Genomic DNA, 23,774 nt, shown 5'->3' with positions numbered 1-23,774 from the left:
GCTACCGCGACCCACCGACATTCTCCGCCCCGTTCTCACCCCAGCACGTGCTCCACGGCGGTAAGCCCTGGCACAGCGACGGTCGCCGTCAATGCCCCGGTTGCGGGATCCAGCCGGTGTACGGCCTCCGCCTGCCCCACGTACAGCTGCGTGCCCGACACCGCGACGCCCCGCGCGTCGCCCGGCAGGGTCCAGGTCGCCCGCGGCGACTTCGAACCGGTGTCGAACACCTGCACCTGCCGCCCGGCCGCGAGGTACGCATCCGAATCGGACACCGCCAGCCGGGCCCGGCCGGCCACCGGCGCGAACCGGGCCTCCTGCGTGACAGCCAGTACATCGGCGGAAATGACCGCAAGGACGCCTTTGCCCGCGTCGGCGACCCACACCTCGTCACCGCGCTGCGCGATCGTCAGCCCTTCGACCGGCCCCGTGCCGAACGACGGCGGCAGGTCGACGCAGACCGCCCACCCGTCGGCGACGCTGAGCGTGTGCACGAACGCGTGCACGTCCGGCCTGCCGTCCCGCGCCCCCGTCTCCGGGTGCAGCAGGTCGCGGACGTGCACGTGGTCCGGCTGGTGGCTGTACAGCGTGAAGAGCCGGTGCCGCCGCGCGTCGAAGACCGCCTGCCGCCCTTCGCCGCGCATCTGCTCCTCCGCGCCCTCCGGCACGAGGACCTTCACGCCCGCGTTCGCGTTCGGCAGGTTCAGCGCGGTGAGCTGCCCCGCCGCGAGGTCGAGCACCCGCACCCGGTAGCTGTCCGGATGCTCCGGCGGCAGCATGTCCAGCACGAAGAGGCTCGTGCCGGTGGAGGAGAACGCCTCCGGCTGCACGAACCCCGGCAGCGTCAGCCGGTGCCGCTCGCCCGCCGGCCCGGCGACCACGATCGTCGTCTCCAGCCGGCCCGCAGGATCACCGTCGACGAGCGCGACCAGCCCGGCGTCGGGTGCGACCGCGGCCAGCCGGCCGGCGCCCCGGACCGTCGTCTGCGCGACGACATCGCCGGTGCGCGCGTCGCGGGTGACGATGCGCGAGGCGCCCGACTCGGCGACGGCGCTGACGAGCCGCCCGCCGTCGGCGGTCGCGAGGGTCGCCGCGGGTGTCACGACCCGGCGGCCGGTGCCGGACTCCACGACGGTCAGCCCGTCCCCCACGGAGACGGCGAGCAGCTCGCCGGGCTCCACCTTCTTCGGCTTCGGGCCGGACCCGCAGGACGCCACCAGGGCGGCTCCGGTCAGGCCGAGCAGTTCGCGACGCTTCATGCCCACCACGAGCCCCGGTCCGCCGGTCCAGTTCCCGGCGCGCATCGACTATTTTCGGCGGGTGGACCTCCGCGCCGCGCTCGACAGCCTGACCGGGCTCTCCGTCGGTGACGCGCTCGCCGCACCGTTCGAGATGCACCCGCCGCTGCCCGACGGGGCCCGGTTCGCCCCGCCGCCGGCGCCGTGGCGCTGGACCGACGACACCGAGATGGCCTGCACGCTGCTGGAAGGGCTCCGCCGGGACGGCCGGGTCGACCAGGACTGGCTGGCGGGCGCGTTCGCGCAGCGCTGGAGCCACGACCGGGGCTACGGCCGCGGCGCGCGATCGGTGCTGACCAGCATCGACGAGGGCGTCCCGTGGCGGGTCGCCGCCGGCGCCCTGTTCGCCGGCCGCGGCTCCGCGGGCAACGGGGCGGCGATGCGGGTCGCACCGCTGGGCGCGTTCTTCGCCGGCGACCCCGACGTCGCGGCGCGGCAGGCGGCGCTGTCGGCGGAGGTCACCCACCAGCATCCGGAAGGCGTGTCGGGTGCCGTGGCGGTCGCCCTCGCGGCGGCGCTGGCGGCCCGGCACACGCCGCGCGAGTCGCTGCTGCGCATGGTGCTCAACGCATTGCCGCCGTCCGACGTCCGGGACGGCATCGGCCGCGCCGCCCGCATGGCGGAAGTGTCCGATCCCGGAAGGGTGGCGGCGGACCTCGGTAACGGCGCGCACGCATTGGCGCAGGACACCGTGCCGTTCGCGCTGTGGGCGGCCGCGCGGTATCTCGACGACTATCCATCGGCATTGGCGGCGTGTGTACGAGTGGGTGGCGACACCGATTCGATGTGCGCGATCGCGGGCGGGATCGTCGCGGCGCACACGGGCGTCGGCACCTCCGGCGGCACGATCGGCGTGCCGCCGGAATGGATCGAGTCGCGCGAACCGCTGCCCACGTGGGGACCGAATACTCTACGTGACAATTGAACGATAATTCACCCGAATCGTCACGCCGCGACAGGGTTTCCATGAAGACGTACTGAGCAGCACATTCACCCCAGAGCCGCATCCGGCCGTATCAAGGTTTTTTGGCAGGACCGGGGGTAACAATGTGCTCATGTCACACCCTGCCGCGACCTATCGCCTCGGTATCGTGTCGACCTATCTGCCTCGCCGTTGCGGGCTCGCGACGTACACCGCGGATCTGCGGGAGGCACTTGGTGTCGCCAGCGACGAACTGGAAACAGTCGTCGTGGCCATCGACCGTGACGGGCACAGCTACGGTGACGAGGTCGTCGTCACCATCAATCAGGACCGCATCGAGGATTACTCCGCCGCCGCCCGCGCCATGCGGGAGGCCGGCGTCCAGGTCGTGCTGATCCAGCACGAGTACGGGATCTTCGGCGGCACCGACGGCTCTCACCTGCTCGAGCTGACCCGCGCGCTCAACGCGTGCGGCATTCCTTACCTGTTGACGCTGCACACGGTGCTGTCGCGCCCCTCGTCCGGACAGGCGGCGACGCTGCGCGCACTGTGCGCCCGGGCGGCGAGGGTCACGGTCTTCACCGAGACCGCCCGCCGGGTCGCGATCCGCACCGGCGTGGCCGCCGGCCACCAGCTGGTCGTGGTCCCGCACGGCGCGCCCGAGGCGATGCGCCAGCCGCCGGACCCCGCGACGCTGCGTCCTGAGCTCCGCGAGCTGCTGGAGACGGTCGCCGGCAAGCCGACCCTCACCACGTTCGGCCTGCTCAGCGAGGGCAAAGGCATCGACATCGCGATCGACGCGCTGGCCGCGGTGGTCAAGGAGCACCCCGACACGCAGTACATCGTGGCGGGCGCGACGCATCCGGAGATCAAGCGGCGCGACGGCGAGGCCTACCGGGACAGCCTGCGATCCCGCGTGGAGCTGCTGGGCCTGACCGGCCACGTGCACTTCGTCGACGCCTTCCTGGGCCTGGACGAGCTGTCGGCGATCCTGCACGCGAGCACGCTGTTCGTCACGCCGTACCGGTCGCCGGAGCAGATCTGCTCGGGTGCGCTCACGTTCGCGCTGGGTGCGGGCCTGCCCGCGGTGTCGACGTCGTACAGCTACGCGGAGGACATGCTCGCCGGCGGCGCCGGACGGGTGGTGCCCTGCGGCGACTACGCGGCGCTCGCGACGGAGATCACGGACCTGCTCACCGACGGCCGCGCGCTCGCCGCCGCGAAGTCGGTGGCGGAGGCGTGTGCTGTGTGGCTGCCCTGGCCGGCGGTCGCCGCGCGGGAGGCGGAGCTGGTCGCCGACGTGCTGCGCCAGACGCAGGCCGCGACGGCCCGCCCCGGTCACTCGACCGCGGCCGCCCCGCTGCTCAACCTCGCGCACCTGGACCGGCTCACCGACGAGATCGGCATCATCCAGTTCTCGCAGGGGTCCAGCCCGGAGCTGTCGTCCGGCTACTGCGTCGACGACGTCGCCCGGCTCGCGATCGTCGCGGCGGACCTGCTCGCGGTCGGCATCGACGCGAAGCAGACGGCCCAGGCGACGCGCTGGCTGCGCCAGTCGATCCGCTTCCTGACCGCCGCCTACGACCCGTCGGGCGCGATGCACAACGTGCTGAGCTACCACGGCACGTGGCAGGACTGGCCGCACCAGGGCGACCACGTCGGCCGGGCCGTCTGGGCGCTCGGCGTCCTGGTCGGCACGCCGGCCGTCCCCGACGACATCCGGCGGCCGGCCGCAGCGCTGCTCGACGAGCTGGGCGCGCGCACCCACCAGCTGCCGGACATCGGGCTGCGGACCGCCGCGTACGCGCTGATCGGCCTGGCCCGGGCGGGCCGCACCGAGCAGGCGGCGCCGCTGCTGCGCCGGCTCGACGAGGCGCTGGTCGAGACGTCGGCGGTGGACCCGTCGTGGCGCTGGTTCGAGCCGGAGCTGACCTACGACAACGCCCGGCTCCCGCAGGCGATGCTGCTCGGCGCGGCGCTGCTGGAGGACGACGCGGTGGCGGCGCGGGCGATCGCGGCGCTGGACTGGTACGCCCAGCACGTCGGGCTCGCCGACGGCACCCTGCGCTGCGTCGGCAACCGGTGGCACCGGCGGGGCGAGTCGCCGGCGGTGTGGCTGGCGGACGACGGCGACGAGCAGCCGCTGGACGCGGCCGCGATCACCGAGGCGATGGTCGACGCCTGGCAGCACACCGCGGACCCTGCGCTGGCGCGGCTGGCGGGCTGGGGCTACTCCTGGTTCCTCGGCAGGAACCGGGCCGGCGCGCGGCTCTACGTCGATGCGACGGGCGCCTGCCATGATGGTTTGTCTGCTACTGAGCCAAATGGGAACCAGGGTGCCGAGTCCACGCTAGCCTATTACCAAGCGCTACTCAGCCTGCTCAAGGCCGGTTTGGCCGCTCTGCCCCACCCTGTCGTCGCCACGACGCCGGTCCCGACGTCACTGCCGGTCACCGGCCCGTCACGACCAACTCCGAACAAGGCGCCGACGGGCACCCGGGCCGTCGGACGGGCCTCGGCCGGCTTCAGCGCGACCGCCCAGCCGCCCCGCCTGCGCACCACGGAGGGCCAACCTGATGCACTTTGACGCGGAGCTGTTCCACCGGGAACCCACCAATCCCCTGCTCACGGCCAGGGATTGGCCCTATCCGATCAACAGCGTGTTCAACCCGGGCGCCTGCCTGCACAACGGTGACACGGTCCTGCTGTGCAGGATCGAGGACCGGCGGGGCATCTCGCACCTGACCGTCGCCCGCAGCAAGGACGGCCGCGCCGACTGGGTCGTGGACGCCAAGCCGCTCATCGCCGACGACCCGACCGACCAGCACAGCTGCTGGGGCGTCGAGGACCCGCGCGTCACGTACGTCGACGGACTCGGCGGCTACGTGATCGCCTACACCGCGTACGGACCCAGCGGCCCCTGCGTCGCGCTCGCCCGCACCGAGGACTTCGAGTCGGTCGAGCCGCTCGGCATCGTCATGCCGCCCGAGGACAAGAACGCCTCCCTGCTCCCTCGCAAGATCGACGGCCAGTACGTGCTGTTCCACCGGCCCGTGTCGGTGCTGTCCGCGCGGGCCGACGTGTGGCTGTCGAAGTCCACGGACCTGCAGGCGTGGACCACCCCCGAACCGGTCATGCAGGCGCGCTCCGGGCCCTGGTGGGATGCCACCCGGATCGGCATGGGCCCGCCGCCGGTCGAGACCCCGCACGGCTGGCTCTGCGTCTACCACGGCGTCAAGCAGATGGTCGCGACGTCGCTGTACCGCGTGGGCCTGGTCATGCTCGACCTGGACGACCCCACGAAAATCATCCGGCGGACGCCGAGCTGGGTCCTGGGCCCCGAGGCCGAGTACGAACGGGTCGGCGACGTTCCCAACGTCGTCTTCCCCACCGGCCTGGTCCACGATGAGGCCCGCGATGAGCTCCGCCTGTACTACGGCGCCGCCGACCTGTGCGTCGCCATGGCCAGCGCCCGCTTCTCCGAGGTGGTCGACTACCTGGTCAGCCTGCCGGCCGAGAACGAATAGCCCGCGCCTGACGAACGGCGGCCCACACCGGGCCGCCGTTCGCTCGCCTGCACAGGGCGGCGGCCCCCTGCAGTGGGCCGCCGTCCTGCTTGTCGCTACTTCGGGCTGCTGCCTTTAACGACCGGGACGCGGACCAGGTTGCCCCACTCGGTCCAGGAGCCGTCGTAGTTTCGTACGTGCTGAAAGCCCAGCAGATGCGTCAGCACGAACCATGTGTGGGATGAGCGCTCGCCGATGCGGCAGTAGGCGATGACGTCGTCGTCCGGGGAGAGGCCGAGCTCTTCCATGTAGATCTGGCGCAGCTCGTCGACCGGCTTGAAGGTGCCGTCCTCCTGGGTCGCCTGCTTCCACGGCTTGCTGACCGCGCCGGGGATGTGGCCGCCGCGCAGGGCGCCCTCCTGCGGATAGTCGGGCATGTGCAGCAGCTCGCCGGTGTATTCGCCGGGTGAGCGGACGTCGACCAGCGGGCGGTCGGCGGCGATGTGCGCCAGGACGTCCTCACGGAACGCGCGGATCCCCTCGTCGTCCCTGGTCGGCACCGGGTAGGTGGTCTTCGCGCGGCCCGGCGCGTCCTTGGTGACCGGACGCCCCTCGGCGATCCACTTGGCCCGGCCGCCGTCGAGGATCCGCAGGTCGCGGTGGCCGAAGAGGGAGAACACCCACAGCGCGTAGGTCGCCCACCAGTTGAAGTTGTCGCCGTAGAACACGATGGTGTCGTCGGGGCCGATGCCCTTGGCCTCGCAGAGCGCGGCGAAGCCTTCCGCGTCGAGATAGTCGCGAGTGACCTGGTCGTTGAGCTCGGTGTGCCAGTCGACCTTCACGGCGCCGGGGATGTGACCGGTGTCGTACAGCAGCACATCCTCGTCGGACTCGACGACGACGAGACCGTCGTCGTGGAGCCGGTCGGCCAGCCAGTCGGTGGTGACGAGTTTCATGAGTTCAATCTAGCGGCGCGAGCTCGGGCCGTTTGGCGGTCACTCTGTCCCCGGAAGATTTTCCGGTCAGCCGCCGCTTCACCCACGGGGCGAGATGTTGCGTCGCCCAGCGCGCGTCGGCCGCCGTGCGCGACATCCACGACAGGTCCTCCGGCGGTGGTGGTGCGGCCAGCCACGATGCGTCGCAGTCGACGCCGAGCGCCGTCAGCACGTGGCCGGCGACCCGGCGGTGCCCGGCCGGCGAGAGGTGCAGCCGGTCGATCCCCCACAGCCGCGGGTTGGCGAACTCGGCGTCGTCCCACATGTTCACCACATGGGCGCCGTGCTTCGCGCCGATGCCGTCGATCGCGGTGTTGAGCGCGTCGACCCGGGGGCGCAGCATCTTGCCGCCCGGCATCCTGCCGGTCAGGTCCGCGAAGCGGAAGAGGATCACGTCGGCGCCAGTCGACCGCAGCCGCTCGATCGTCCTGTCGAACCGGGCGACCAGCGTGTCCACCTCGAACCCGCGCCGCAGCGCGTCGTTGCCGCCGCCGGCGAAGCTGATCAGGTCGGGCTTCATCGCCGTGGCGAGCGGCACCTGCTCGGCGACGATGTTGTCGAAGAGCCGCCCCCGCACCGCGAGGTTGGCGTAGCGGAAGTCCGGCTGGTCCTGGGCGAGGCAGCCCGCCACCAGATCCGCCCAGCCGCGGTAGCCCTTGCCGTCCGGTCTCGGATCGTCCATTCCTTCGGTGAAGCTGTCACCGACCGCGACATAGCTGGTCCACCCCGCCACCGCACAACCTCCCCATGGTCTGCTGTCTGCATCGCATCCTTTCAGGGCACCAGGGGGGTTGGAAGCGACTTTGCCGCACGCCACACCTGGTTCAGCCCTTCCGGGTTCGGGTAACAAACGAGCATCAACAGCCGGGAGGGCAACCATGACGATGCAGACCGTCCGCGACGTGATGACCACCAATGTTGTGTATCTCCCGAGTGAGACGACCCTCGCCGAGGCCGCTCGCACCATGCGAGAGCAGGACATCGGCGACGTCGTGGTGGCCGATGGCCCCGGCCTCACCGGCGTGGTCACCGACCGCGACATCGTCGTGCGCGCCGTCGCGGAGCGCTGCGACCCCGCCGCCACGACGATCGGCGAGATCGTCACCCGCGACCTCGTCACGGTCCGCCCCGAGGACTCCATCCACACCGCGGCGCTGCTCATGCGCGACCAGGCCGTGCGGCGCGTCCTCGTCTGCGACGAGTCGCAGGGCCTCGTCGGCATCGTCTCCATCGGCGACCTGGCCGAGGAGATCGACCCCGACTCGGTCCTCGGCGGCATCAGCAAGGCCGCTCCCAACAACTGAGCGGCTAGATTTGTGGGTATGGACATGCCCGGCAAGCTGGCAATCATCGTCGACGAGTTCGCCTCCGCGCCCCGTGACGTGGTGCTGGAGATGCTGCTCGAGTTCGCCGACGCGGTCCGCCCCCTGCCGGCGTCGTTCGACGGGCACGAAGGCATGGAGCAGGTGCCCGAGTGCCAGACGCCCTTCTTCCTCAAGGCGGTGGTGACACCCGCGGACCAGGTCGAGCTCTACTTCGACTGCCCGCCCGAGGCGCCGACGACCCGCGCCTTCGCGGGCATCCTGAGCGAAGGCCTCGAGGGTGCCACCGCCGCCGAGGTCCTGGCCGTCCCGTCGGACCTGTACCAGCGGATGGGCCTCGCGACGGCGATCAGCCCGCTGCGCGTCCGCGGCGGCACCGCCATCCTCAACCGCCTGCAGCGCCAGGTCCGCTCGGCCGCCTCACCGCAGGATGCCTAGCCTCCTGACCTCCGGGATCCAGGTCGGAAACTCGCTGAGCAGGCGGTCGTAGAGCTCGGCGTCGCTGACCTTCGAGATGTCGTCGACCGCGAAGAAGCCGACGTTGTCCACGACCCGCCCCTCCATCCGGTCGAACCGCTCGAGAATGCCGTAGTTGCCTCTGCCCAGGCCGATGAACTGCCAGAACGTCGGCTCGCTGGCGGCGGCGCGCAGCTGGCGCTCGATCTCGGCGTTGCGGTGGACGCCGCCGTCGGAGAAGAACAGCACCAGGGTGGGGTCGGGCACCGGGTTCGCGGCGGTCCAGCGCCGCACCTGGTCGATGACGCTCGCCTCGTTGTTGCTGCCGCCCACGCCCGAGGGCCGTTTCGGCGTCTGGGTAGCGAGCCATCCGGGCATCTCGGCGATGGTCAGATCCGGCAACTGGCGGGCGAGGTCGGCGAACGCCCACACCTGCATGGTCCCGTCGTCGTCGAGCTGAGCGGCGACCGCGGCCATGCGCTCGACCGCCTGGCTGACGATGCCGGTCTTGTACAGGCGGTGCATCGACCCCGACGCGTCGAGCACCACGATGACCCTGGCCCGGATCCCGGCGGCCCCGCGCTTCGCCAGCGACACCAGCACCTGCTGTTTGCGCAGGTTGAGCCGCTGCCGGTCGGCGGCGGGCAGCCGCTCCTCGCCCTTGGTGAACCGGACCGCCGGCTGCTGCGCCGACGCGAGCTGCTGCGCCGACGCGAGCTGCTGCGCCGGTGCGGGCTGCTGCGCCGGTGCGGGCGCAGGCTGCTGCCTCGTCGCAGGCGCCGGGGGGTCATCGGAGATCGAGATGCCGAAGGCGGTCGCCAGGCCGGCCAGGCCGGTGTCCCATCCCTGCCCGACGGCGCGGAACTTCCAGGCGCCCTGCCGGCGGTACAGCTCACCGACGACGAACGCGGTCTCCGTCGTGGCCCGCATGTCGGTGAACCGGGCGATCTCGGCGCCGGTGGCGGTGTCGTAGACCGTGGCGTGCAGCCCGGGAACCTGCCCGAACGAGCCGCCGTCCGCCGACGCGGCGACCACGATCCGGTCGACGGCCGGCTCCACGCCCCGCAGGTCGACGCTCACCGCGTCGTACCCCCAGCCACCTGCCTGCTGCTTCCCGTCGTGGGTGACGGCGCCGCCCGGGTGCTTCGGCTGGTTGTAGAACACCATGTCGGCGTCGCCGCGCACCTTGCCGCCGGTGTCCAGCAGCAACGCCGTGCAGTCGACGTCGGGCACCCCCGCTCCCTGCTGCCAGCCGACGACCACGCGGACGGCGTTGACCTGCACCGACGTGTTACCACCCTTGGCAAGCAATGTCACAGCCGACAACGTCGCACGCCCAGGCCGCCGGGTCGACCCACGAACGGCCGCACCCCCCGGCCGGATCCGGTGGTGCATGATCAGCCGGGAGTGCAGGATGTTTCACGTGCAACATCACCGCGAGCTGCGCGCGGAGCGGTGGTAGCGTCGGGGAATGATCGGGTTTGGTCGATCTGTTGTTGACCTGTCGCACGTCCTGTCGCCGGAGTTTCCGGGGCACCCGTCCAGCGCCGCGGCGCGCGTCGCGGCGTCCAAGGACTTCGTGAGCGGGGTGTGCTTCTCGCAGCGGTGGGACCTGGACGAGCACTGGGGCACGCACCTGGACGCGCCCGCCCACTTCGCCGACGGCGAGCGGACCGTCGACGACATCCCGGCGGCGGACCTGGTCCTGCACGCCGCGGTGATCGACATCCGCGACCGGGCGGCCGACAGGGCCGACGCCGTCGTCGAGGTCGCCGATGTACGCACCTGGGAGCGCCGCAACGGCCCGCTGCCGGATCGGTCCGCGGTCCTCGCGCTGACCGGCTGGTCCGAGCGGATCGACGACCGGCGGGCGTACCTCGGGCTCGACCCGCAGGACCAGCCGCACTGGCCGGCGTTCGCGCCCGAGGTGGCCGAGTTCCTCGTGGCGGAACGGCCTCAGGCCGGCGCGATCGGGATCGACACGCCGAGCCTGGACACCCCCTCGGGCGAGCGCGGCGGCTGCCCAGTGCACCGGATCTGGCTGCACGGGCGCCGGTACGGCCTGGAGCACCTCGCCGGCCTGGCCGCCCTCCCTGAGGCCGGCGCGACGATCGTGGTGGGGGTCCCGCGGTACAAGGGCGGCAGCGGCGGACCGGCGAGAGTCCTCGGCCTGCTGTAGCAGGATGACGGTGTGCCTTCGACGCTGCCGACGCATCCGCTCGCCGTCCTGCCGCTGAAGCTGTGGCGGCCCGGGTGGTTCGACGGCGTCGCGCTGGTCGCCGGGGCCGCGGCACCCGACACCGCGTACCTCTTCGACCGGCTCCCGGTCCCGGCGCCGCGGCACGGCGTGCACGCCTGGGGCTACGAGCCCGACCACCTGTTCGGCGCGCTGTGGTTCAGCGTGCCGGTCGCGCTGCTCATCGCGTGGCTCATCCGCCTGGGCGCCCCGGCCGTCGCCGCGCACCTGGGCCGCGAAGGCGGCTGGGCCCGCGACTACGGCGTCCTCGGCCGGGTCCGCCACCCGTGGTGGATCACGGTGAGCTCGGCGGCGATCGGGGTCGCCAGCCACCTGCTGTGGGACCTCGTCACCCACCCCGGCCCGCTGGCCTCGTGGTTCGCCGTGCGGCAGACCAGCGACTACGCCTCCCTGCTCCTGACGCCGTTGTTCATCTGGTACGCCGGAAGCCACCGCCTCCTGCGCGAGTGGCACGGCACGCCACCACCGGTCGCGCGGTCGCCGAAGCTCTTCTGGCCGACGACCGCCGCCGTGTTCACCGCCGGCGCCCTGGTGACGTGGCAGCTCGGCTACCACGGCCCGCACATCGTCGGCGTCCGGCTCATCACGTCCCTGATGCTCGCCCTGCTCGCCGCCGCGGCCGTGGTCTCCACCCGCACGGTTCAGCGCAGCGCGGCCGGCCCGCCCCGCGCCGTGAGCTCCACGACCCCGCCGCGCGGGTAGCCGGCGATGCACCGCTGATACAGCGCCTTCGCCTCCGCGTCGCGGCCCGCGAGCCGGTAGGCGTCGGCGAGGTTGTGCTCGATGTTGGCGATGCACTCCGGTACAGGAGCGGCAGACGCCAACTGATCGGCCAGCACCTGCGAGAGGAGCTGGATGCCTTCGTCGACACGGCCGGTCTCCAGCCAGTCGAGGGCCAGCGACTCACCCGTCGCGGACAGTCGCAGGACCAGCGGCCAGCCGTCGGCGATGCACTGGCCGGCGTACGCGTCGGCGAGCCGGGTCTTGCCGACGCCGGACGGGCCGGACAGGACGGTGACCCGGGCCGGCAGGCCACGCGCCGGCGGTGGTCCCCAGGCGACGCCGGAGAGGCCGGGAGAGACTGGGGGCATGACCACGATCTACGTTCCCTACCACTTGGACGAACGGCTGGACGGCCTGGTCGACGAGCCTGCGGACGTGACCGTCACCGTCGAGTTCCCCGGGGATGGTGACATCTGGGGGCGGCTGGCGGTGCTGTACGAACGGGTCGCCGACGAGGTGAGCGGCGCCGAGGCGCCCGTGGTGATCTCCGGGGACTGCACCACCGCGCTGGGGACCGTCGCCGGCCTGCAGCGGCGCGGGGTCGACCCGGCGATCGTGTGGTTCGACGCGCACGGTGACGTGCAGACGCTGGAGACGACCACCTCGGGGTACATCGGCGGGATGCCGTTGCGGGTGCTCGTGGGGTACCGGCCGGAGCTCATCGCCGATCGGCTCGGGATCCGGGCGCTGGCCGAGGAGCGGGCCGTGCTGGTCGACGCCCGGGACCTCGATCCGGCCGAGGAGGAGTACCTGCGGGGGTCGGGGATCCGCCGGTACCAACTCCGCGATCTTGAACTTCCGGAAGGCCCGCTCGTCGTACATGTGGATCTCGACGTGGTGGACGCGGCGGAGCTACCCGGCCTGCTCTTTCCCGTGCCGGGCGGGCCGTCGCTCGGGGCGGTGCTCGCGAAGGTCGAGGAGATCATCGCGACGGGGCGGGTCGTCGCGGTGGACCTCGCGTGCACCTGGCGGCCCGGCAACGGCGCCGGGGCGCGCGAATTCGTCCAAACGATCTGCAAAGGCTACCGAAAGAATCCGAACAAGTTTCGGACTCAACGTGATCGTGGAAGTGCGTAGTGTACTCGTGTCGCGCGAACTTGTGCGACGAATAGCCGAACGCGGGACCCATTTACCTCGTATCTAGGGAATATTGGTACCCGTGAGAGGACGGCACGCAGCGGCGGACCTGAGAAGCAACGGGTTCGTCGCACTCGCCGCCGGCATGATCCTTCCCCTCGTCGTCATCGGTGCCGTCTATGGCGGCTACCAAGTGATGTCGTCGGCGGGGTGCTCGGGCACGGTGCGGCTGTCAGTCGCGGCGAGCCCGGAGATCGCGCCGGCCATCAAGGACGCGGCGACTCGGTGGGTCAAGACCGAGCCGCGGGTCAACAATGAGTGTGTCGCGGTCGATGTGGTCGCCGTGGGCGCATCGGAGGTCGCCGCGGCGATCGCCGGTGAGCACGGCGTCTCCATCAACACGCTCGGCCAGGCCGACGGCAAGACGCAGGTGCCGCACGTATGGATCCCGGACTCCTCGATCTGGCTTCAGCGCATGCGCGCCGCCCGCGAGGACCTGGTGCCGCAGGTCGCACCGTCGCTGGCGCGCAGCCCGATAGTGCTGGCGGTGCCCGAGCCGACGGCGAAGTCGCTCGGCTGGCTGGAGAACAAGCTCACCTGGAAGCAGGTGCTGCAGCAGATCGTCGGCGACACCCGGATCACCCCGGGCATCGTCGACCCCAAGCACGACGCCGTCGGCATCTCCACGATGGTGGCGATGGCGTCGGTACGGGATCAGTTCGGCCCTGAGGGCGACGCGCTGACCGTCGGCGCGATCAAGGCCCTGACCAGCGGCAAGTCGGAGCAGCAGTCGGGCCTCATGGCCCGGTTCCCGCGCGACGCCGACCCGCGGACGCTGTCCACCGCGGTGACGCTGGCGCCGCTGTCGGAGCAGGCGCTGCACGCGTACAACGCGACCGGGCCGGCGGTCCCGCTCATCGCGGTCTACCCGGACCCGGCGCCGATCGCGCTGGACTATCCGTTCGCCGCGATGCCCCGCCTGTCACCCAACCGGGCCGCCGCCGCGGAGCAGTTCCGCGCCGTGCTGACCGGGGCCGACTTCCGCAACCTGCTCTCCGCGCACCAGCTGCGCGCCAACGACGGCAGCGTCGGCGCCAACATGACCCTCGGCCCCAGCGCGTCGACCGGCGGCTCCGTCACCCCCGTGCCGGAGCCGAAGGTCATCAACGCGGCGCTGCAGATGTGGATCGAGATCACCCAGCCGTCGCGCATGCTGGCGGTCCTCGACACCTCCGCGGCGATGAAGACGACCGTCCCGACCGCCGGCGGCCTCAGCAAGCAGCAGATCGCCGTCCAGGCCTCGCTCGGAGGCCTGGACATGTTCCCCGAGAGCTGGGCGGTCGGCCTCTGGTCGTTCTCCACAGGCCACCAGCAGCTGGTGCCCATCGGCCCGCTGAACGCCCAGCGCGACCAGCTCCGCAGCGCACTGGGCGGCCTGAAGCCCAACCCCAAGGGCGGCAGTAACCTCTATGACACGGTGTTCGCCGCGTACCAGTCGGTCCAGCAGGGCTGGGACCCCACCCGCGGCAACTCCGTCGTGGTCATCACCGGCGGCCGCAACAACAACCCCGCCGGCATGTCCCTCGAAACGCTCGTCAGCTCGTTGCGAAAAGCGGAGAACAAGGACCAGCCGGTGCAGATCATCATCATCGGCGTCGGCTCCGAAGTGAACCAGGCCGAGATGCAGAAGATCGTCGACGCGACGGGCGGTGCGGTCTTCATCGCCCAAGACCCGTCCAAGATCGGAGACATCTTCATGAAGGCACTCGCCCTGGACGACGGCCGTTGATCGGCAAACTCGAGACGGTCCCGGCCGCGTCGGCCCCGGACCTGCTGGCCGCCCCGGTTCTCGCGGCGCTGCACCTGCCGGACATCCTGGTCGCCCCGATCGACCCCACCCTGGCCGACACCGCCGAGTTCTGCGCGGCGTATGACGTGGGCCTGGAGCAGTCGGCCAACTGCGTCGTCGTCGCCGGCAAGCGCGAAGGTTCGGTCCGCTATGCGGCCTGCGTCATCCTGGCCACCACCCGCGCCGACGTGAACGGCACCGCCCGCAAGCGTCTCGACGTCCGCAAGGCCAGCTTCGCCCCCATGGACGACGCCGTGTCCCTGACCGGCATGGAGTACGGCGGCATCACGCCCATCGGCCTCCCCGCCGACTGGCCGGTCCTCATCGACGCCCGCGTCGTCGACGTCCCCTGGGTCATCGTGGGCAGCGGCCTGCGCCGCAGCAAGATCCTCCTGCCGGGCGCCGCCCTGGCCGCCCTCCCCACCGCAGAGGTCATCCCAGACCTGGCCCGCTGACCCGCTGACCCGCGCGCGTCGCGCTGATCGTGCGCGCTCCCACCGGCGTGATGCTCCCCAGCGAGACCGCGCTGATGAGCGAGTTCGACACGTCCCGGCCGACGGTCGTCAGGTCGCTGGAGATCCTGCGCCAGGCCGGCTGGATATCCACTCAACAGGGCAAGGACCGCTTCGTGCGCTCCAAGCCGGCCGAGCCGGGGGTGCTCGCGATGGCCGTCGGCGGCCTTGCCGACGGAGCGCACGTTGAAGGCGTTGTCGCGGCGCCGAGGCTCCAGCGGGGTGCTGGGGCCTCGGCGCCGTTCGCCTTGCTCGACATGGCGTGGGACGCTACAGCCTGCGGGGCATTCGGCCGCTGGAGCGAACTCCTTCGATCAGGCCTGCAGGTGTACGCGGCGGCGCCGTGCGACGAGCACCAGCGCGACGCCGAGCGCGATGGCGACCGCACCCGCGCCGACGATCAGCGTGGTGTTGTCGCCGGTAACCGGCAGGCTCGGGCCAGCGCTCGCCGACGGCGAAACGCTCGGCGAGCTCACGGCGACCTTCTTCGCCGTCACGAAGATGCTCGGCTCGTCGCCCTCGTTGGCGCTGATCTGCGCCGGAGTTTGGTCGTGCTCGCCGTTCTCGCCGGCCATGATCTTCCAGCCCGCCGGGGCGGTGAAGGTCAGCAGGACGTCGCCGGCTGGGAGGTGGGCGAGACGGAACAGGCCCTTGGCGTCCGTAACGGCCTCAGCGTACTTCGTCTTGCCGTCCGCGGTGGTGGCGACGACCTTGACACCCGGGACGCCGGGCGTCTGGGGCGTCCATGTGGCGTCATGGGACTCAGCCTGGAAGACGTAGCCGCTGAGATCGTCGAAGGCGCCCGGCACCAGCAGCGCCACGCCGGTGGTGTTGTCGGCGTCGTTGGCCTCGCCGTTCTCGGCGGTGAGCTCGAAGGCGACATAGCCGCGGCCGTACCGCCATGCCTGATGGTTGGTCTTGCCGGTGAGCTGGACGGTCTTGGTGGCGCCGGCGGCGAGGTCGAAGCCGGTCGACAGCTCGCCGTAGACGATGCCGTCAACGCCCTCGCTGTCGCCGCCGGTGTAGTGCACGTGCTTGGCGTCGACGGAGCTCTTGTTCTTCACCGTGACCGTGATGGTGAAGGTCTCGCCCTCGGCATAGCTGGCCTTGTCGGTGGCGGAGGTCACAACGATATCCGGCTTGGGGTCGGCGGCCAGGGCGGCCGTCGCCGGGAGGACGGCCACGACCACGCCCGCGAAGGCGGCGGCGGCAAGTGCGCGCATTGAGGTCTCCGTAATGGGGGACGGGAATCAGCGCGATGCTAGCGGCTGGGCGGGTCGCTCCGCTGTCCCGCGATCGAGAACCGTGATCGGAAAGGTATCCGATCACGGTTCGCTTGATCGCAGCTCGACGACCTCTTTGCGCGGGTCCTGGGTCGCGCCGATGACCAGCACGCCGGGGGCGCCACAGCAGCAGGACGTGAAGTTCGGCGGATACGCCCCGAGGTGGCCGCTCTCACGCTGACCGGCCTTGAGGAAGGTCCGCGTTGCGTCGAGCCGGTCGACGAGCTTCATGTCGTTCAGCAACTGCGGTACTCGCCGAAGGACTACGACACCGGCTTCCTTCTACCTGGCCCCGCCGAAGTCGGGCTCGAAGGGCACCGTCGACCTGGACAGCGCGGTCGCGGACCAGCTGGCCGACCACCTCAAGGAGTTCGGCTCGGTCGCAATCGACCTGATCGACATCACCGGCGACGATCCCAAAGAGGGACCCCGCAGCTGCTGTTCTCAACGAGGAGGGGTAACCCGTTCACCGACCGCACGTGGTCGAGAGAGTGGGGCAAGTGGCGTGCTGCGGCCGGCTGGCCGGACACCACGCACGCCAGATTTCACGCGCTGCGGCACTTCTTCGCGACGGTGCTCATCACGGACGGCGCCGAACCACAGGACGTCCAGCGGGCGATCTTGGCGTCTGGGAAAGGGCAGCTGAAGGCGAGGATTGTGTGGAAGCGAGGGGACTCGAACCCCTAACCCCCGCCTTGCAAAGGCGGTGCTCTGCCAGTTGAGCTACGCCCCCGAGCGAGGGAATCCCTCGGTGTCGACTAGCGCAGGTCGGGTGCGGTGGTCGCCTCGTGCCAGAGCGCGCGCTCCTCGCTCGCGGTCTTCACGCGCTTGGCGACATAGGCAGCGGCACCGACGACTGCGACCACCACGAGCACCTTTTTCCACATGTGGGGCTAGCTGGAATCGAACCAGCGACCTCAGAGTTATCAGCTCTGCGCTCTAACCGACTGAGCTATAGCCCCGTTACACCGATCCCCGCGAAAAGCGGCGTATCAGCGCGACGATGAAGGTTACCGCACCCGACACCCAAGCCTCAAACCGGTTCCCCCCACGGCGGGTCGAAGCGCCCGCCGTGGGGGAAAACGCAGGTCAGTCCTTCTCGGCGAGGGTCAGCTCGATGCCGCCGACCAGGTCGGCGCAGACGTTGTAGATGAACGAGCCGAGGGTGGCCAGCGCGGTGAAGAGGACCACGTTGACCACGCCCAGGAGGGCGGCACCGCCGATGACGCCCTTCGCGGTGATGCGGAAGGTGTTGTTGGCCTGGCCGCCGGTGGAGCTGACGATGTCGGCGAGGGCCTTGTTGACGCTGTTGAAGACGTCCATCGCGTCGAGGGCCAGGTAGAGCACCGACGTTGCGACGATCACGACGACGAACAGGACGAACGAGACCGCGAACGCGAACTTCATCACAGACCACGGGTCGATGCGCTTGAGGTGCAGCCGGGCCCGGCGCGGGCCGCGGCCGACCGCGGAGCTGACCGTCTTGCGGGCGGCGCGGACCGCCTCGGTGACGCGGGCGGACCCGCTCACCGCCGGCGCGGCCGCGGGCGTGTTCAGTGCCTGGGTGGCGCCCGCGTTGGTCGGGCGCACGGAGGCGCGTGCGACGGCGACGCTGGCCGTGCCGGTCGCCGCGCCGCTGGTCGGCGCCGCGGGCGCGCCAGAGCCGAGCGTGACCGGCGGAGGCGTCACGACGCCCGCCTTGCCCTTCGCCACCGATGGCGTCTGGATCGGCACCGTCAACGAGTCGGGTGGCGGGGCCATCCCGGGGGCACGCTGAAACTTCGGCGTGCCGCCGATGGTGGTCTCGCCGGGCGTGTTGGTCCCGTTGACCGCGCCGGCGTCGCCGCCGGCGGCAGGCGCCCCCGAGTCGGATCCCGTCATGGCAGCCTCTCCGGCCGGCTTGGCCTCATCGGTTGCTGCCGAGGCGCTCCCCGACTTCGCCTGTGTGTCTGTCATCAACTAGTCCTGTTCGTCGGGCTCATCGGCGTTACGGGCGATCGCGACGATGGTCACACCCTCCGGCAGGTCCATGAGCTTGACCCCCATTGTGTTCCGATCCCGCGTACGTCGTACAGGCTTCACAGGAGTCCGGATCACGCCACCATTTGAGGTGATGGCGAAGAGCTCATCATCCGGACTGATCACCGCGGCGCCAACAAGCCCGCCGCGACGAGACGTGATTTTAGCGGTGAGGACGCCTTTTCCGCCGCGACCTTGCACCGGATATTCCTCGATGGGAGTCCGCTTGGCGAAACCACCATCGGTGGCCACCAACACGTCCAGGTCCATCCCTTCGCGCACCACTTCCATCGCCAGCAGTTCATCACCCTCGGCGAAGCGCATGCCGATCACCCCCGACGTCGCGCGACCCATGGGGCGCAAGGTGTCGTCATTGGCGGTGAAGCGGATCGCCTGCGCCTGCTTGCTGACAAGCAGGAGGTCGTCCTCCGGGCCGAGCAGCGCGGCGCCGACGAGCTCGTCCTCGTCACGCAGGTTGATGCCGATGATCCCGCCGGACCGGTTGGAGTCGAACTCCTCCAGCTTGGTCTTCTTGACCAGGCCGTCCTTGGTGGCCAGGACCAGGTACGGCGACACCTGGTAGTTCGGGATCTCGATCACCTGCGCGATGTGCTCGTCAGGTTGGAACGCCAGCAGGTTGGCGACGTGCTGACCCTTCGCGACGCGACTCGCCTCCGGCAGCTCATATGCCTTCGCCCGGTAGACGCGCCCCTTGTTGGTGAAGAACAGCATCCAGTCATGCGTCGAGCACACGAAGAAGTGGCTGACGATGTCGTCCTGCCTCAGTGTCGCACCGGAGACGCCCTTTCCGCCGCGCTTCTGCGAGCGGTACAGGTCGACCTTGGTGCGCTTTGCATACCCGGTGCGGGTGATGGTGACGACGACGTCCTCCCGCGCGATGAGGTCCTCCATGGAGACCTCGCCGTCGAACGGGATGATCTGGGTCCGCCGGTCGTCGCCGCGGCGGGAGACGATCTCGGCGAGCTCTTCGGAGATGATCTGCCGCTGCCGGGCCGGCGTCGCCAGGATGTCCTTGTAGTCGGCGATCTCGATCTCGATCTTCGCCAGCTCGTCGAAGATGCGCTGGCGCTCCAGTGCGGCGAGCCGGCGCAGCTGCATGTCGAGGATGGCGGTGGCCTGGATGTCGTCGATGTCCAGGAGGTTCATGAGGCCGTTCTTCGACTCCTCGGCGCTCGGCGAGCGCCGGATGAGTGCGATGACCTCGTCGAGCATGTCGAGGGCCTTGACCAGGCCGCGCAGGATGTGGGCGCGCTCCTCGGCCTTGCGCAACCGGTATGCGGTGCGCCGGACGATGACCTCGATCTGGTGCGTGACGTAGTGCCGCACGAACTGCGCGAGGTTGAGCGTGCGGGGCACGCCGTCGACGAGCGCCAGCATGTTGGCGCCGAACGTCTCCTGCAGCTGCGTGTGCTTGTACAGGTTGTTGAGGACGACCTTCGCGACGGCGTCGCGCTTGAGCACGATCACCAGGCGCATGCCGGTGCGGCCGGAGGACTCCTCGCGGATGTCGGCGATGCCGGCGAGCTTGCCCTCCTTGACCAGGTCGGCGATGCGCTCGGCCAGGTTGTCGGGGTTGACCGCGTAGGGCAGCTCGGTGACGACGAGGATGGTCCGCCCGCGGGGGTCCTCCTCGACCTCGACGACGGCGCGCATGCGGATCGAGCCGCGGCCGGTCCGGTACGCGTCGATGATGCTGGACGTGCCGACGATGAGGCCCTTGGTCGGGAAGTCGGGGCCCTTGACGATCTTGATCAGCTCGTCGAGCGTCTCGGCCTCGTCGGCGTCAGGGTTGTCCAGGCACCACTGGACGGCCTGGGCGATCTCCCGCAGGTTGTGCGGTGGGATGTTGGTCGCCATGCCGACGGCGATGCCGGTGCTGCCGTTGACGAGCAGGTTGGGGATGCGCGACGGCAGGATCGTGGGCTCCTGGGCCCGGCCGTCGTAGTTGGGGACGAAGTCGACGGTGTCCTCGTCGATGTCCCGCAGCATCTCCATGGCGAGCGGGTCGAGCCGGGCCTCCGTGTACCGCATGGCGGCGGCGGGGTCGTTGCCCGGCGAGCCGAAGTTGCCGTTGCCGTCGATCAGCGGGTAGCGCAGCGACCAGTTCTGCGCCATGCGGACCATGGCGTCGTAGATCGAGGCGTCGCCGTGCGGGTGGTAGTTACCCATCACGTCGCCGACGACGCGGGCGCACTTCACGTAGCCGCGGTCGGGCCGGTAGCCGCCGTCGAACATGGCATAGAGGATCTTGCGGTGGACTGGCTTGAGGCCGTCACGGACGTCCGGCAGGGCCCGACCGACGATGACGCTCATCGCATAGTCGAGGTAGGACCGCTGCATCTCGACTTCGATGCCGATCGGTTCGATCCGGCTCGCGACCGCTGAACCACTCTCGTCGGGGGTCTCCGGAGTGGAAGTCGGTTCCGTCACTCTTTATCCCTTTTCTCAGTGTCGACGGTCAGATGTCGAGGAACCGGACGTCTTTAGCGTTGCGCTGGATGAACGAGCGGCGCGCTTCCACGTCTTCGCCCATCAGGACGCTGAAAAGCTCGTCCGCGGTTGCAGCGTCGTCCAATGTCACCTGACGGAGCATGCGGGTCGCCGGGTTCATCGTCGTTTCCCACAGCTCGGGGTAGTTCATCTCGCCGAGACCCTTGAACCGCTGGATGTCGTCGGGCTTGGCGTTGGGCTTGCTCTGCTGGCGCAGCGCGATCAGGCCGTCACGCTCGCGGTCGGTGTACGCGTACTGCGCGTCGTCGCCCTTCTTGTTCCACTTGATCTTGTACAGCGGGGGCGCCGCGAGATACACGTGGCCGAGCTCGATCAGCGGGCGCATGAACCGGAACACCAGCGTCAGCAGCAGCGTCTGGATGTGCTGGCCGTCGACGTCGGCGTCGGCCATCAGGATCAGCTTGTGGTAGCGCAGCTTCTCGATGTCGAACTCGTCGTGGATGCCGGTGCCGAGCGCCGTGATCAGCGCCTGGACCTCGTTGTTCTTGAGCACGCGGTCGATGCGCGCCTTCTCCACGTTGAGGATCTTGCCGCGGATCGGCAGGATCGCCTGGACCCGCGGGTCGCGCCCCTGCTTGGCCGAACCGCCGGCGGAGTCACCCTCGACGATGAACAGCTCGGAGACCCGGGGGTCGTTGGACTGGCAGTCGGCCAGCTTGCCGGGCATCGAGCCGGACTCCAGCAGCGACTTGCGCCGGGCCAGCTTGCGCGCCTGCGAGGCGGCCAGGCGCGCCCGGGCGGCCTGGGACGCCTTCGTGATGATGGTCTTGACCTCGGCCGGGTTGCGGTCGAACCAGTCGACCAGCCACTCGTTGCACACCTTCTGCACGAAGCTGCGGGCCTCGGTGTTGCCGAGCTTGGTCTTCGTCTGCCCCTCGAACTGAGGGTTGGCCAGCTTGATCGAGATGATCGCGGCCAGGCCCTCGCGGATGTCCTCACCGGTGAGCTTCTCGTCACCCTTGAGCAGCTTCTTGTCCGCGCCGTACTTGTTGACGACGGAGGTCAGGGCGCTACGGAAGCCCTCCTCGTGGGTGCCGCCCTCATGCGTGTTGATCGTGTTGGCGAACGTGTAGACGCTCTCGCCATACGACTCGTTCCACTGCATGGCGATCTCGACCGAGATGCCCTCGCCGTCGGAGCCGAACTCCACGACCGAGCGGTGGATCGGCGTCTTGGTCGCGTTGAGGTGGCGGACGAAGTCGGCGATGCCGTTCTCGTAGCAGAAGACCACCTCCCGCTTCTCCTCGGGCGCGTCGGCGCGCTCGTCGCGCAGCGCGATCTTCAGCCCGCGGTTGAGGAAGGCATACTCCTGGATGCGCCGGTAGACCGTCTCGTAGTTGAACTCGAGGGTCTCGAAGATCGCGCCGTCGGGGAAGAACGTCACACTGGTGCCGGTGCGGTCGGTCGCCTCGCCCTTCTGCAGCGGCTCGGGCACCGAGTTGCGGTAGGTCTGCCGCCAGACGAACCCGTCCTTGTGGATCTCCAGGTCGATGCGCGTGGACAGCGCGTTGACGACCGAGATGCCGACGCCGTGCAGGCCACCGGAGACCGCATAGGCCTTGCCGTCGAACTTGCCACCCGCGTGCAGCACGGTCAGGACGACCTCGACGGTCGGCCGCTGCTCCTTGGGGTGGATGTCGACCGGGATGCCACGACCGTTGTCCACGACCCGGACCCCGCCGTCCTCGAGGATCGTGACCTCGATGGTGTCGCAAAAGCCCGCCAGGGCCTCGTCGACGGCGTTGTCCACGACCTCCCACACCAGGTGGTGCAGGCCGCGCTCGCCGGTCGAGCCGATGTACATGCCTGGGCGCTTGCGGACCGCCTCGAGCCCTTCAAGGACGGTGATCGCGGAGGAGTCGTATGAGGCTTCGGGCTTGTTTGCTACCACCCTCGGTCGCTTTCTCGCACTGGCCGGCCACGCTGGAGGGCGCCCCGGGTCTCGTGCGGAGTCGTGCGAGCACTACGGTCACGGATGCAGGCACGCGAGTGGCCTGCACCCCGTCGAACGGGCGCCCCGACCACTGACGGGCCGACACCGCGGACGCGTGCACGCGGGGATGTGTCGGCTGGTTCTCAGAGCCTTCGCTCTGCCCGTAATCCTACTGTGCCCCTGCGACATTTTCGCATCGGGACGGCGCCTGTAGTCGTCGTAGCGGCCCGAACGGTACGGGTTGAAGGTCCCCCTACGCGGGAGGGGTCCGGACGGGCGATGATGGGCGGCACGGCGAGCGCTGTGATGCTGTCACCGGGTTCGGGACCTGCGGGGGTCGCGCGAGCGGCCATTCGTGCCGTATGTTCCCCGCCGCGGGGGCGGGGCAAGTGTGAGAGCGAGGGGTCCGCGATGGGGTTGGACAACGTCGCCGTGCAGTGGCCGCGCACCGGACGGTTCTACGACCCGGTGGCGCCGGCCGAGTTCGTCGACTTCGCCGAGCTGGCAGAGAAGCTGCCGCTGCACGCGGGGCCGGCGGCGGCGCTGGCGGACCACGTGGCGAAGACCGGGACGGTGCGTGTCACCGGTTACACGGAGCTGGTCGACCTGCTCTTCGGGCTCAACGGGGTGCTGTTCGCCACCGACGCGGCCGCCGAGGACGAGGATCCGGTGATCAGCCCGGACGACTGCGCCTGGATCGCCGGCGGGCTCGAGCGCTTCGTCAACGGGCATCAGGAGTTCGGCGACGAGATCACGTTCGAGACGGTGAGCACGGTGCTGCGCCGGGCCCTCGAAGGCTCCCGCCTCGCCGAGCAGCAGCTGCGATGGCTGCAGAGCCGTCTCGACGCGCTGCGTGACGACACCGGCAACGCTCCGCAGTGGAGTTACACGATCGCCGAGCTGGACGTGCTCGCGAAGTTCTACCGGCGCTGCGCCAACCGCGGATTCGCCGTTTACGCCGACTTCTAGATTTGGCGTTTGCCGCATTTGTACGAAGCAGCGGACCCGACGCCCGTAGCCCATCGGACTG

23 protein-coding genes, 2 tRNA genes and 1 pseudogene are annotated in these 23,774 nt (G+C 70.1%); 13 read left to right on the top strand and 13 right to left on the bottom strand.

Annotation, left to right across the window (positions count from 1 at the left end; translation table 11 throughout):
* Window positions 1–35 precede the first annotated feature (35 nt).
* Complete coding sequence (locus ACFY3L_RS32130; RefSeq protein ID WP_389332397.1) at window positions 36–1,259, bottom strand: YncE family protein; 1,224 nt, start codon at window positions 1,257–1,259, stop codon at window positions 36–38.
* Window positions 1,260–1,302: 43 nt separating this feature from the next.
* Between ACFY3L_RS32130 and ACFY3L_RS32125 the strand changes: the two genes are divergently transcribed.
* The 3 genes from ACFY3L_RS32125 to ACFY3L_RS32115 all read left to right on the top strand — a co-directional run bounded on the left by ACFY3L_RS32125 (window position 1,303) and on the right by ACFY3L_RS32115 (window position 5,747).
* On the top strand, window positions 1,303–2,223 hold the full coding sequence (locus ACFY3L_RS32125; RefSeq protein ID WP_389332567.1) for an ADP-ribosylglycohydrolase family protein: 921 nt from the start codon (window positions 1,303–1,305) through the stop codon (window positions 2,221–2,223).
* Between the two features lie 130 nt (window positions 2,224–2,353).
* The gene (locus ACFY3L_RS32120) at window positions 2,354–4,807 is read left to right on the top strand and encodes a glycosyltransferase (RefSeq protein ID WP_389332394.1); all 2,454 of its coding nucleotides are present in this window, start codon (window positions 2,354–2,356) and stop codon (window positions 4,805–4,807) included.
* Window positions 4,797–5,747, top strand: a complete 951-nt coding sequence (locus ACFY3L_RS32115; RefSeq protein WP_389332391.1) for a hypothetical protein — start codon at window positions 4,797–4,799, stop codon at window positions 5,745–5,747. Before ACFY3L_RS32120 ends, ACFY3L_RS32115 begins: the two co-directional genes overlap by 11 nt.
* A gap of 95 nt (window positions 5,748–5,842) precedes the next feature.
* Here the strand turns inward: ACFY3L_RS32115 and ACFY3L_RS32110 are convergent, their stop codons facing one another.
* Together ACFY3L_RS32110 and ACFY3L_RS32105 are read right to left on the bottom strand one after the other, a co-directional pair.
* The gene (locus ACFY3L_RS32110) at window positions 5,843–6,682 is read right to left on the bottom strand and encodes a sulfurtransferase (RefSeq protein WP_389332388.1); all 840 of its coding nucleotides are present in this window, start codon (window positions 6,680–6,682) and stop codon (window positions 5,843–5,845) included.
* A 4-nt stretch (window positions 6,683–6,686) separates the two neighbouring features.
* A complete protein-coding gene (locus tag ACFY3L_RS32105) occupies window positions 6,687–7,454 on the bottom strand; it encodes an SGNH/GDSL hydrolase family protein (protein ID WP_389332385.1) in 768 nt (255 codons plus the stop codon).
* Window positions 7,455–7,599: 145 nt separating this feature from the next.
* Between ACFY3L_RS32105 and ACFY3L_RS32100 the strand changes: the two genes are divergently transcribed.
* Together ACFY3L_RS32100 and ACFY3L_RS32095 are read left to right on the top strand one after the other, a co-directional pair.
* Complete coding sequence (locus ACFY3L_RS32100; RefSeq protein ID WP_389332382.1) at window positions 7,600–8,025, top strand: CBS domain-containing protein; 426 nt, start codon at window positions 7,600–7,602, stop codon at window positions 8,023–8,025.
* Window positions 8,026–8,043: 18 nt separating this feature from the next.
* Window positions 8,044–8,481: a SufE family protein gene (locus ACFY3L_RS32095; protein ID WP_389332380.1), complete on the top strand. Its 438-nt coding sequence runs from the start codon at window positions 8,044–8,046 to the stop codon at window positions 8,479–8,481.
* Here ACFY3L_RS32095 and ACFY3L_RS32090 read toward each other — a convergent pair.
* Window positions 8,464–9,816 carry a VWA domain-containing protein gene (locus ACFY3L_RS32090; protein WP_389332377.1) on the bottom strand — a complete coding sequence of 451 codons (1,353 nt, stop codon included), beginning with the start codon at window positions 9,814–9,816 and terminating at the stop codon, window positions 8,464–8,466. The genes ACFY3L_RS32095 and ACFY3L_RS32090 overlap by 18 nt on opposite strands.
* A gap of 154 nt (window positions 9,817–9,970) precedes the next feature.
* On the opposite strand from ACFY3L_RS32090, the gene ACFY3L_RS32085 reads away from it, so the two are divergent.
* The gene (locus ACFY3L_RS32085) at window positions 9,971–10,678 is read left to right on the top strand and encodes a cyclase family protein (RefSeq protein ID WP_389332374.1); all 708 of its coding nucleotides are present in this window, start codon (window positions 9,971–9,973) and stop codon (window positions 10,676–10,678) included.
* 12 nt (window positions 10,679–10,690) lie between these two features.
* Window positions 10,691–11,458, top strand: a complete 768-nt coding sequence (locus ACFY3L_RS32080) for a DUF4184 family protein (RefSeq protein WP_389332371.1) — start codon at window positions 10,691–10,693, stop codon at window positions 11,456–11,458.
* Here ACFY3L_RS32080 and ACFY3L_RS32075 read toward each other — a convergent pair.
* Entirely contained in the window at window positions 11,398–11,847 is a 450-nt protein-coding gene (locus tag ACFY3L_RS32075) for a hypothetical protein (protein WP_389332368.1), read from the bottom strand. The genes ACFY3L_RS32080 and ACFY3L_RS32075 overlap by 61 nt on opposite strands.
* On the opposite strand from ACFY3L_RS32075, the gene ACFY3L_RS32070 reads away from it, so the two are divergent.
* The 4 genes and pseudogenes from ACFY3L_RS32070 to ACFY3L_RS32055 all read left to right on the top strand — a co-directional run.
* Window positions 11,846–12,616: an arginase family protein gene (locus ACFY3L_RS32070; RefSeq protein ID WP_389332365.1), complete on the top strand. Its 771-nt coding sequence runs from the start codon at window positions 11,846–11,848 to the stop codon at window positions 12,614–12,616. The genes ACFY3L_RS32075 and ACFY3L_RS32070 overlap by 2 nt on opposite strands.
* Before the next feature lie 82 nt (window positions 12,617–12,698).
* Window positions 12,699–14,405, top strand: coding sequence for a substrate-binding domain-containing protein (locus ACFY3L_RS32065; protein ID WP_389332362.1), 1,707 nt, complete (start codon window positions 12,699–12,701; stop codon window positions 14,403–14,405).
* Window positions 14,405–14,920: a YbaK/EbsC family protein gene (locus ACFY3L_RS32060; protein WP_389332564.1), complete on the top strand. Its 516-nt coding sequence runs from the start codon at window positions 14,405–14,407 to the stop codon at window positions 14,918–14,920. Before ACFY3L_RS32065 ends, ACFY3L_RS32060 begins: the two co-directional genes overlap by 1 nt.
* 50 nt (window positions 14,921–14,970) lie before the next feature.
* Window positions 14,971–15,072: pseudogene (locus ACFY3L_RS32055) on the top strand (GntR family transcriptional regulator); the annotation flags it as partial.
* 219 nt (window positions 15,073–15,291) lie between these two features.
* Here the strand turns inward: ACFY3L_RS32055 and ACFY3L_RS32050 are convergent.
* Together ACFY3L_RS32050 and ACFY3L_RS32045 are read right to left on the bottom strand one after the other, a co-directional pair.
* Window positions 15,292–16,200 carry an SdrD B-like domain-containing protein gene (locus ACFY3L_RS32050; protein ID WP_389332359.1) on the bottom strand — a complete coding sequence of 303 codons (909 nt, stop codon included), beginning with the start codon at window positions 16,198–16,200 and terminating at the stop codon, window positions 15,292–15,294.
* A 102-nt stretch (window positions 16,201–16,302) separates the two neighbouring features.
* Window positions 16,303–16,491 (bottom strand): hypothetical protein, encoded by a 189-nt coding sequence (locus ACFY3L_RS32045; protein WP_389332576.1) that lies wholly within the window; start codon window positions 16,489–16,491, stop codon window positions 16,303–16,305.
* On the opposite strand from ACFY3L_RS32045, the gene ACFY3L_RS32040 reads away from it, so the two are divergent.
* The gene (locus ACFY3L_RS32040) at window positions 16,423–16,947 is read left to right on the top strand and encodes a tyrosine-type recombinase/integrase (protein WP_389332356.1); all 525 of its coding nucleotides are present in this window, start codon (window positions 16,423–16,425) and stop codon (window positions 16,945–16,947) included. The two genes, ACFY3L_RS32045 and ACFY3L_RS32040, sit on opposite strands and share 69 nt — an antisense overlap.
* On the opposite strand, the gene ACFY3L_RS32035 is transcribed toward ACFY3L_RS32040, so the two are convergent.
* The 6 genes from ACFY3L_RS32035 to gyrB form a co-directional block, all read right to left on the bottom strand.
* A tRNA-Ala gene (locus tag ACFY3L_RS32035) sits at window positions 16,921–16,993 on the bottom strand. The genes ACFY3L_RS32040 and ACFY3L_RS32035 overlap by 27 nt on opposite strands.
* A gap of 25 nt (window positions 16,994–17,018) precedes the next feature.
* A complete protein-coding gene (locus ACFY3L_RS32030; RefSeq protein WP_344508479.1) occupies window positions 17,019–17,147 on the bottom strand; it encodes a DLW-39 family protein in 129 nt (42 codons plus the stop codon).
* Between the two features lies 1 nt (window position 17,148).
* Window positions 17,149–17,222 (bottom strand) — tRNA-Ile (locus ACFY3L_RS32025).
* Window positions 17,223–17,349: 127 nt separating this feature from the next.
* Window positions 17,350–18,216: a DUF3566 domain-containing protein gene (locus ACFY3L_RS32020; protein ID WP_389332353.1), complete on the bottom strand. Its 867-nt coding sequence runs from the start codon at window positions 18,214–18,216 to the stop codon at window positions 17,350–17,352.
* Between the two features lie 3 nt (window positions 18,217–18,219).
* Window positions 18,220–20,730: a DNA gyrase subunit A gene (gyrA, locus tag ACFY3L_RS32015; protein ID WP_389332350.1), complete on the bottom strand. Its 2,511-nt coding sequence runs from the start codon at window positions 20,728–20,730 to the stop codon at window positions 18,220–18,222.
* Window positions 20,731–20,758: 28 nt separating this feature from the next.
* Window positions 20,759–22,702, bottom strand: coding sequence for a DNA topoisomerase (ATP-hydrolyzing) subunit B (gyrB, locus tag ACFY3L_RS32010; RefSeq protein ID WP_389332347.1), 1,944 nt, complete (start codon window positions 22,700–22,702; stop codon window positions 20,759–20,761).
* 453 nt (window positions 22,703–23,155) lie between these two features.
* Between gyrB and ACFY3L_RS32005 the strand changes: the two genes are divergently transcribed.
* Window positions 23,156–23,713, top strand: a complete 558-nt coding sequence (locus ACFY3L_RS32005; RefSeq protein WP_033359914.1) for a hypothetical protein — start codon at window positions 23,156–23,158, stop codon at window positions 23,711–23,713.
* Window positions 23,714–23,774 lie beyond the last annotated feature (61 nt).

It is taken from the genome of Dactylosporangium sp. NPDC000521 (assembly GCF_042898305.1).
Classification (GTDB): domain Bacteria; phylum Actinomycetota; class Actinomycetes; order Mycobacteriales; family Micromonosporaceae; genus Dactylosporangium.
Note: the sequence above shows the minus strand (reverse complement) of the source record. Positions and strands in the feature narration are given on the sequence as shown.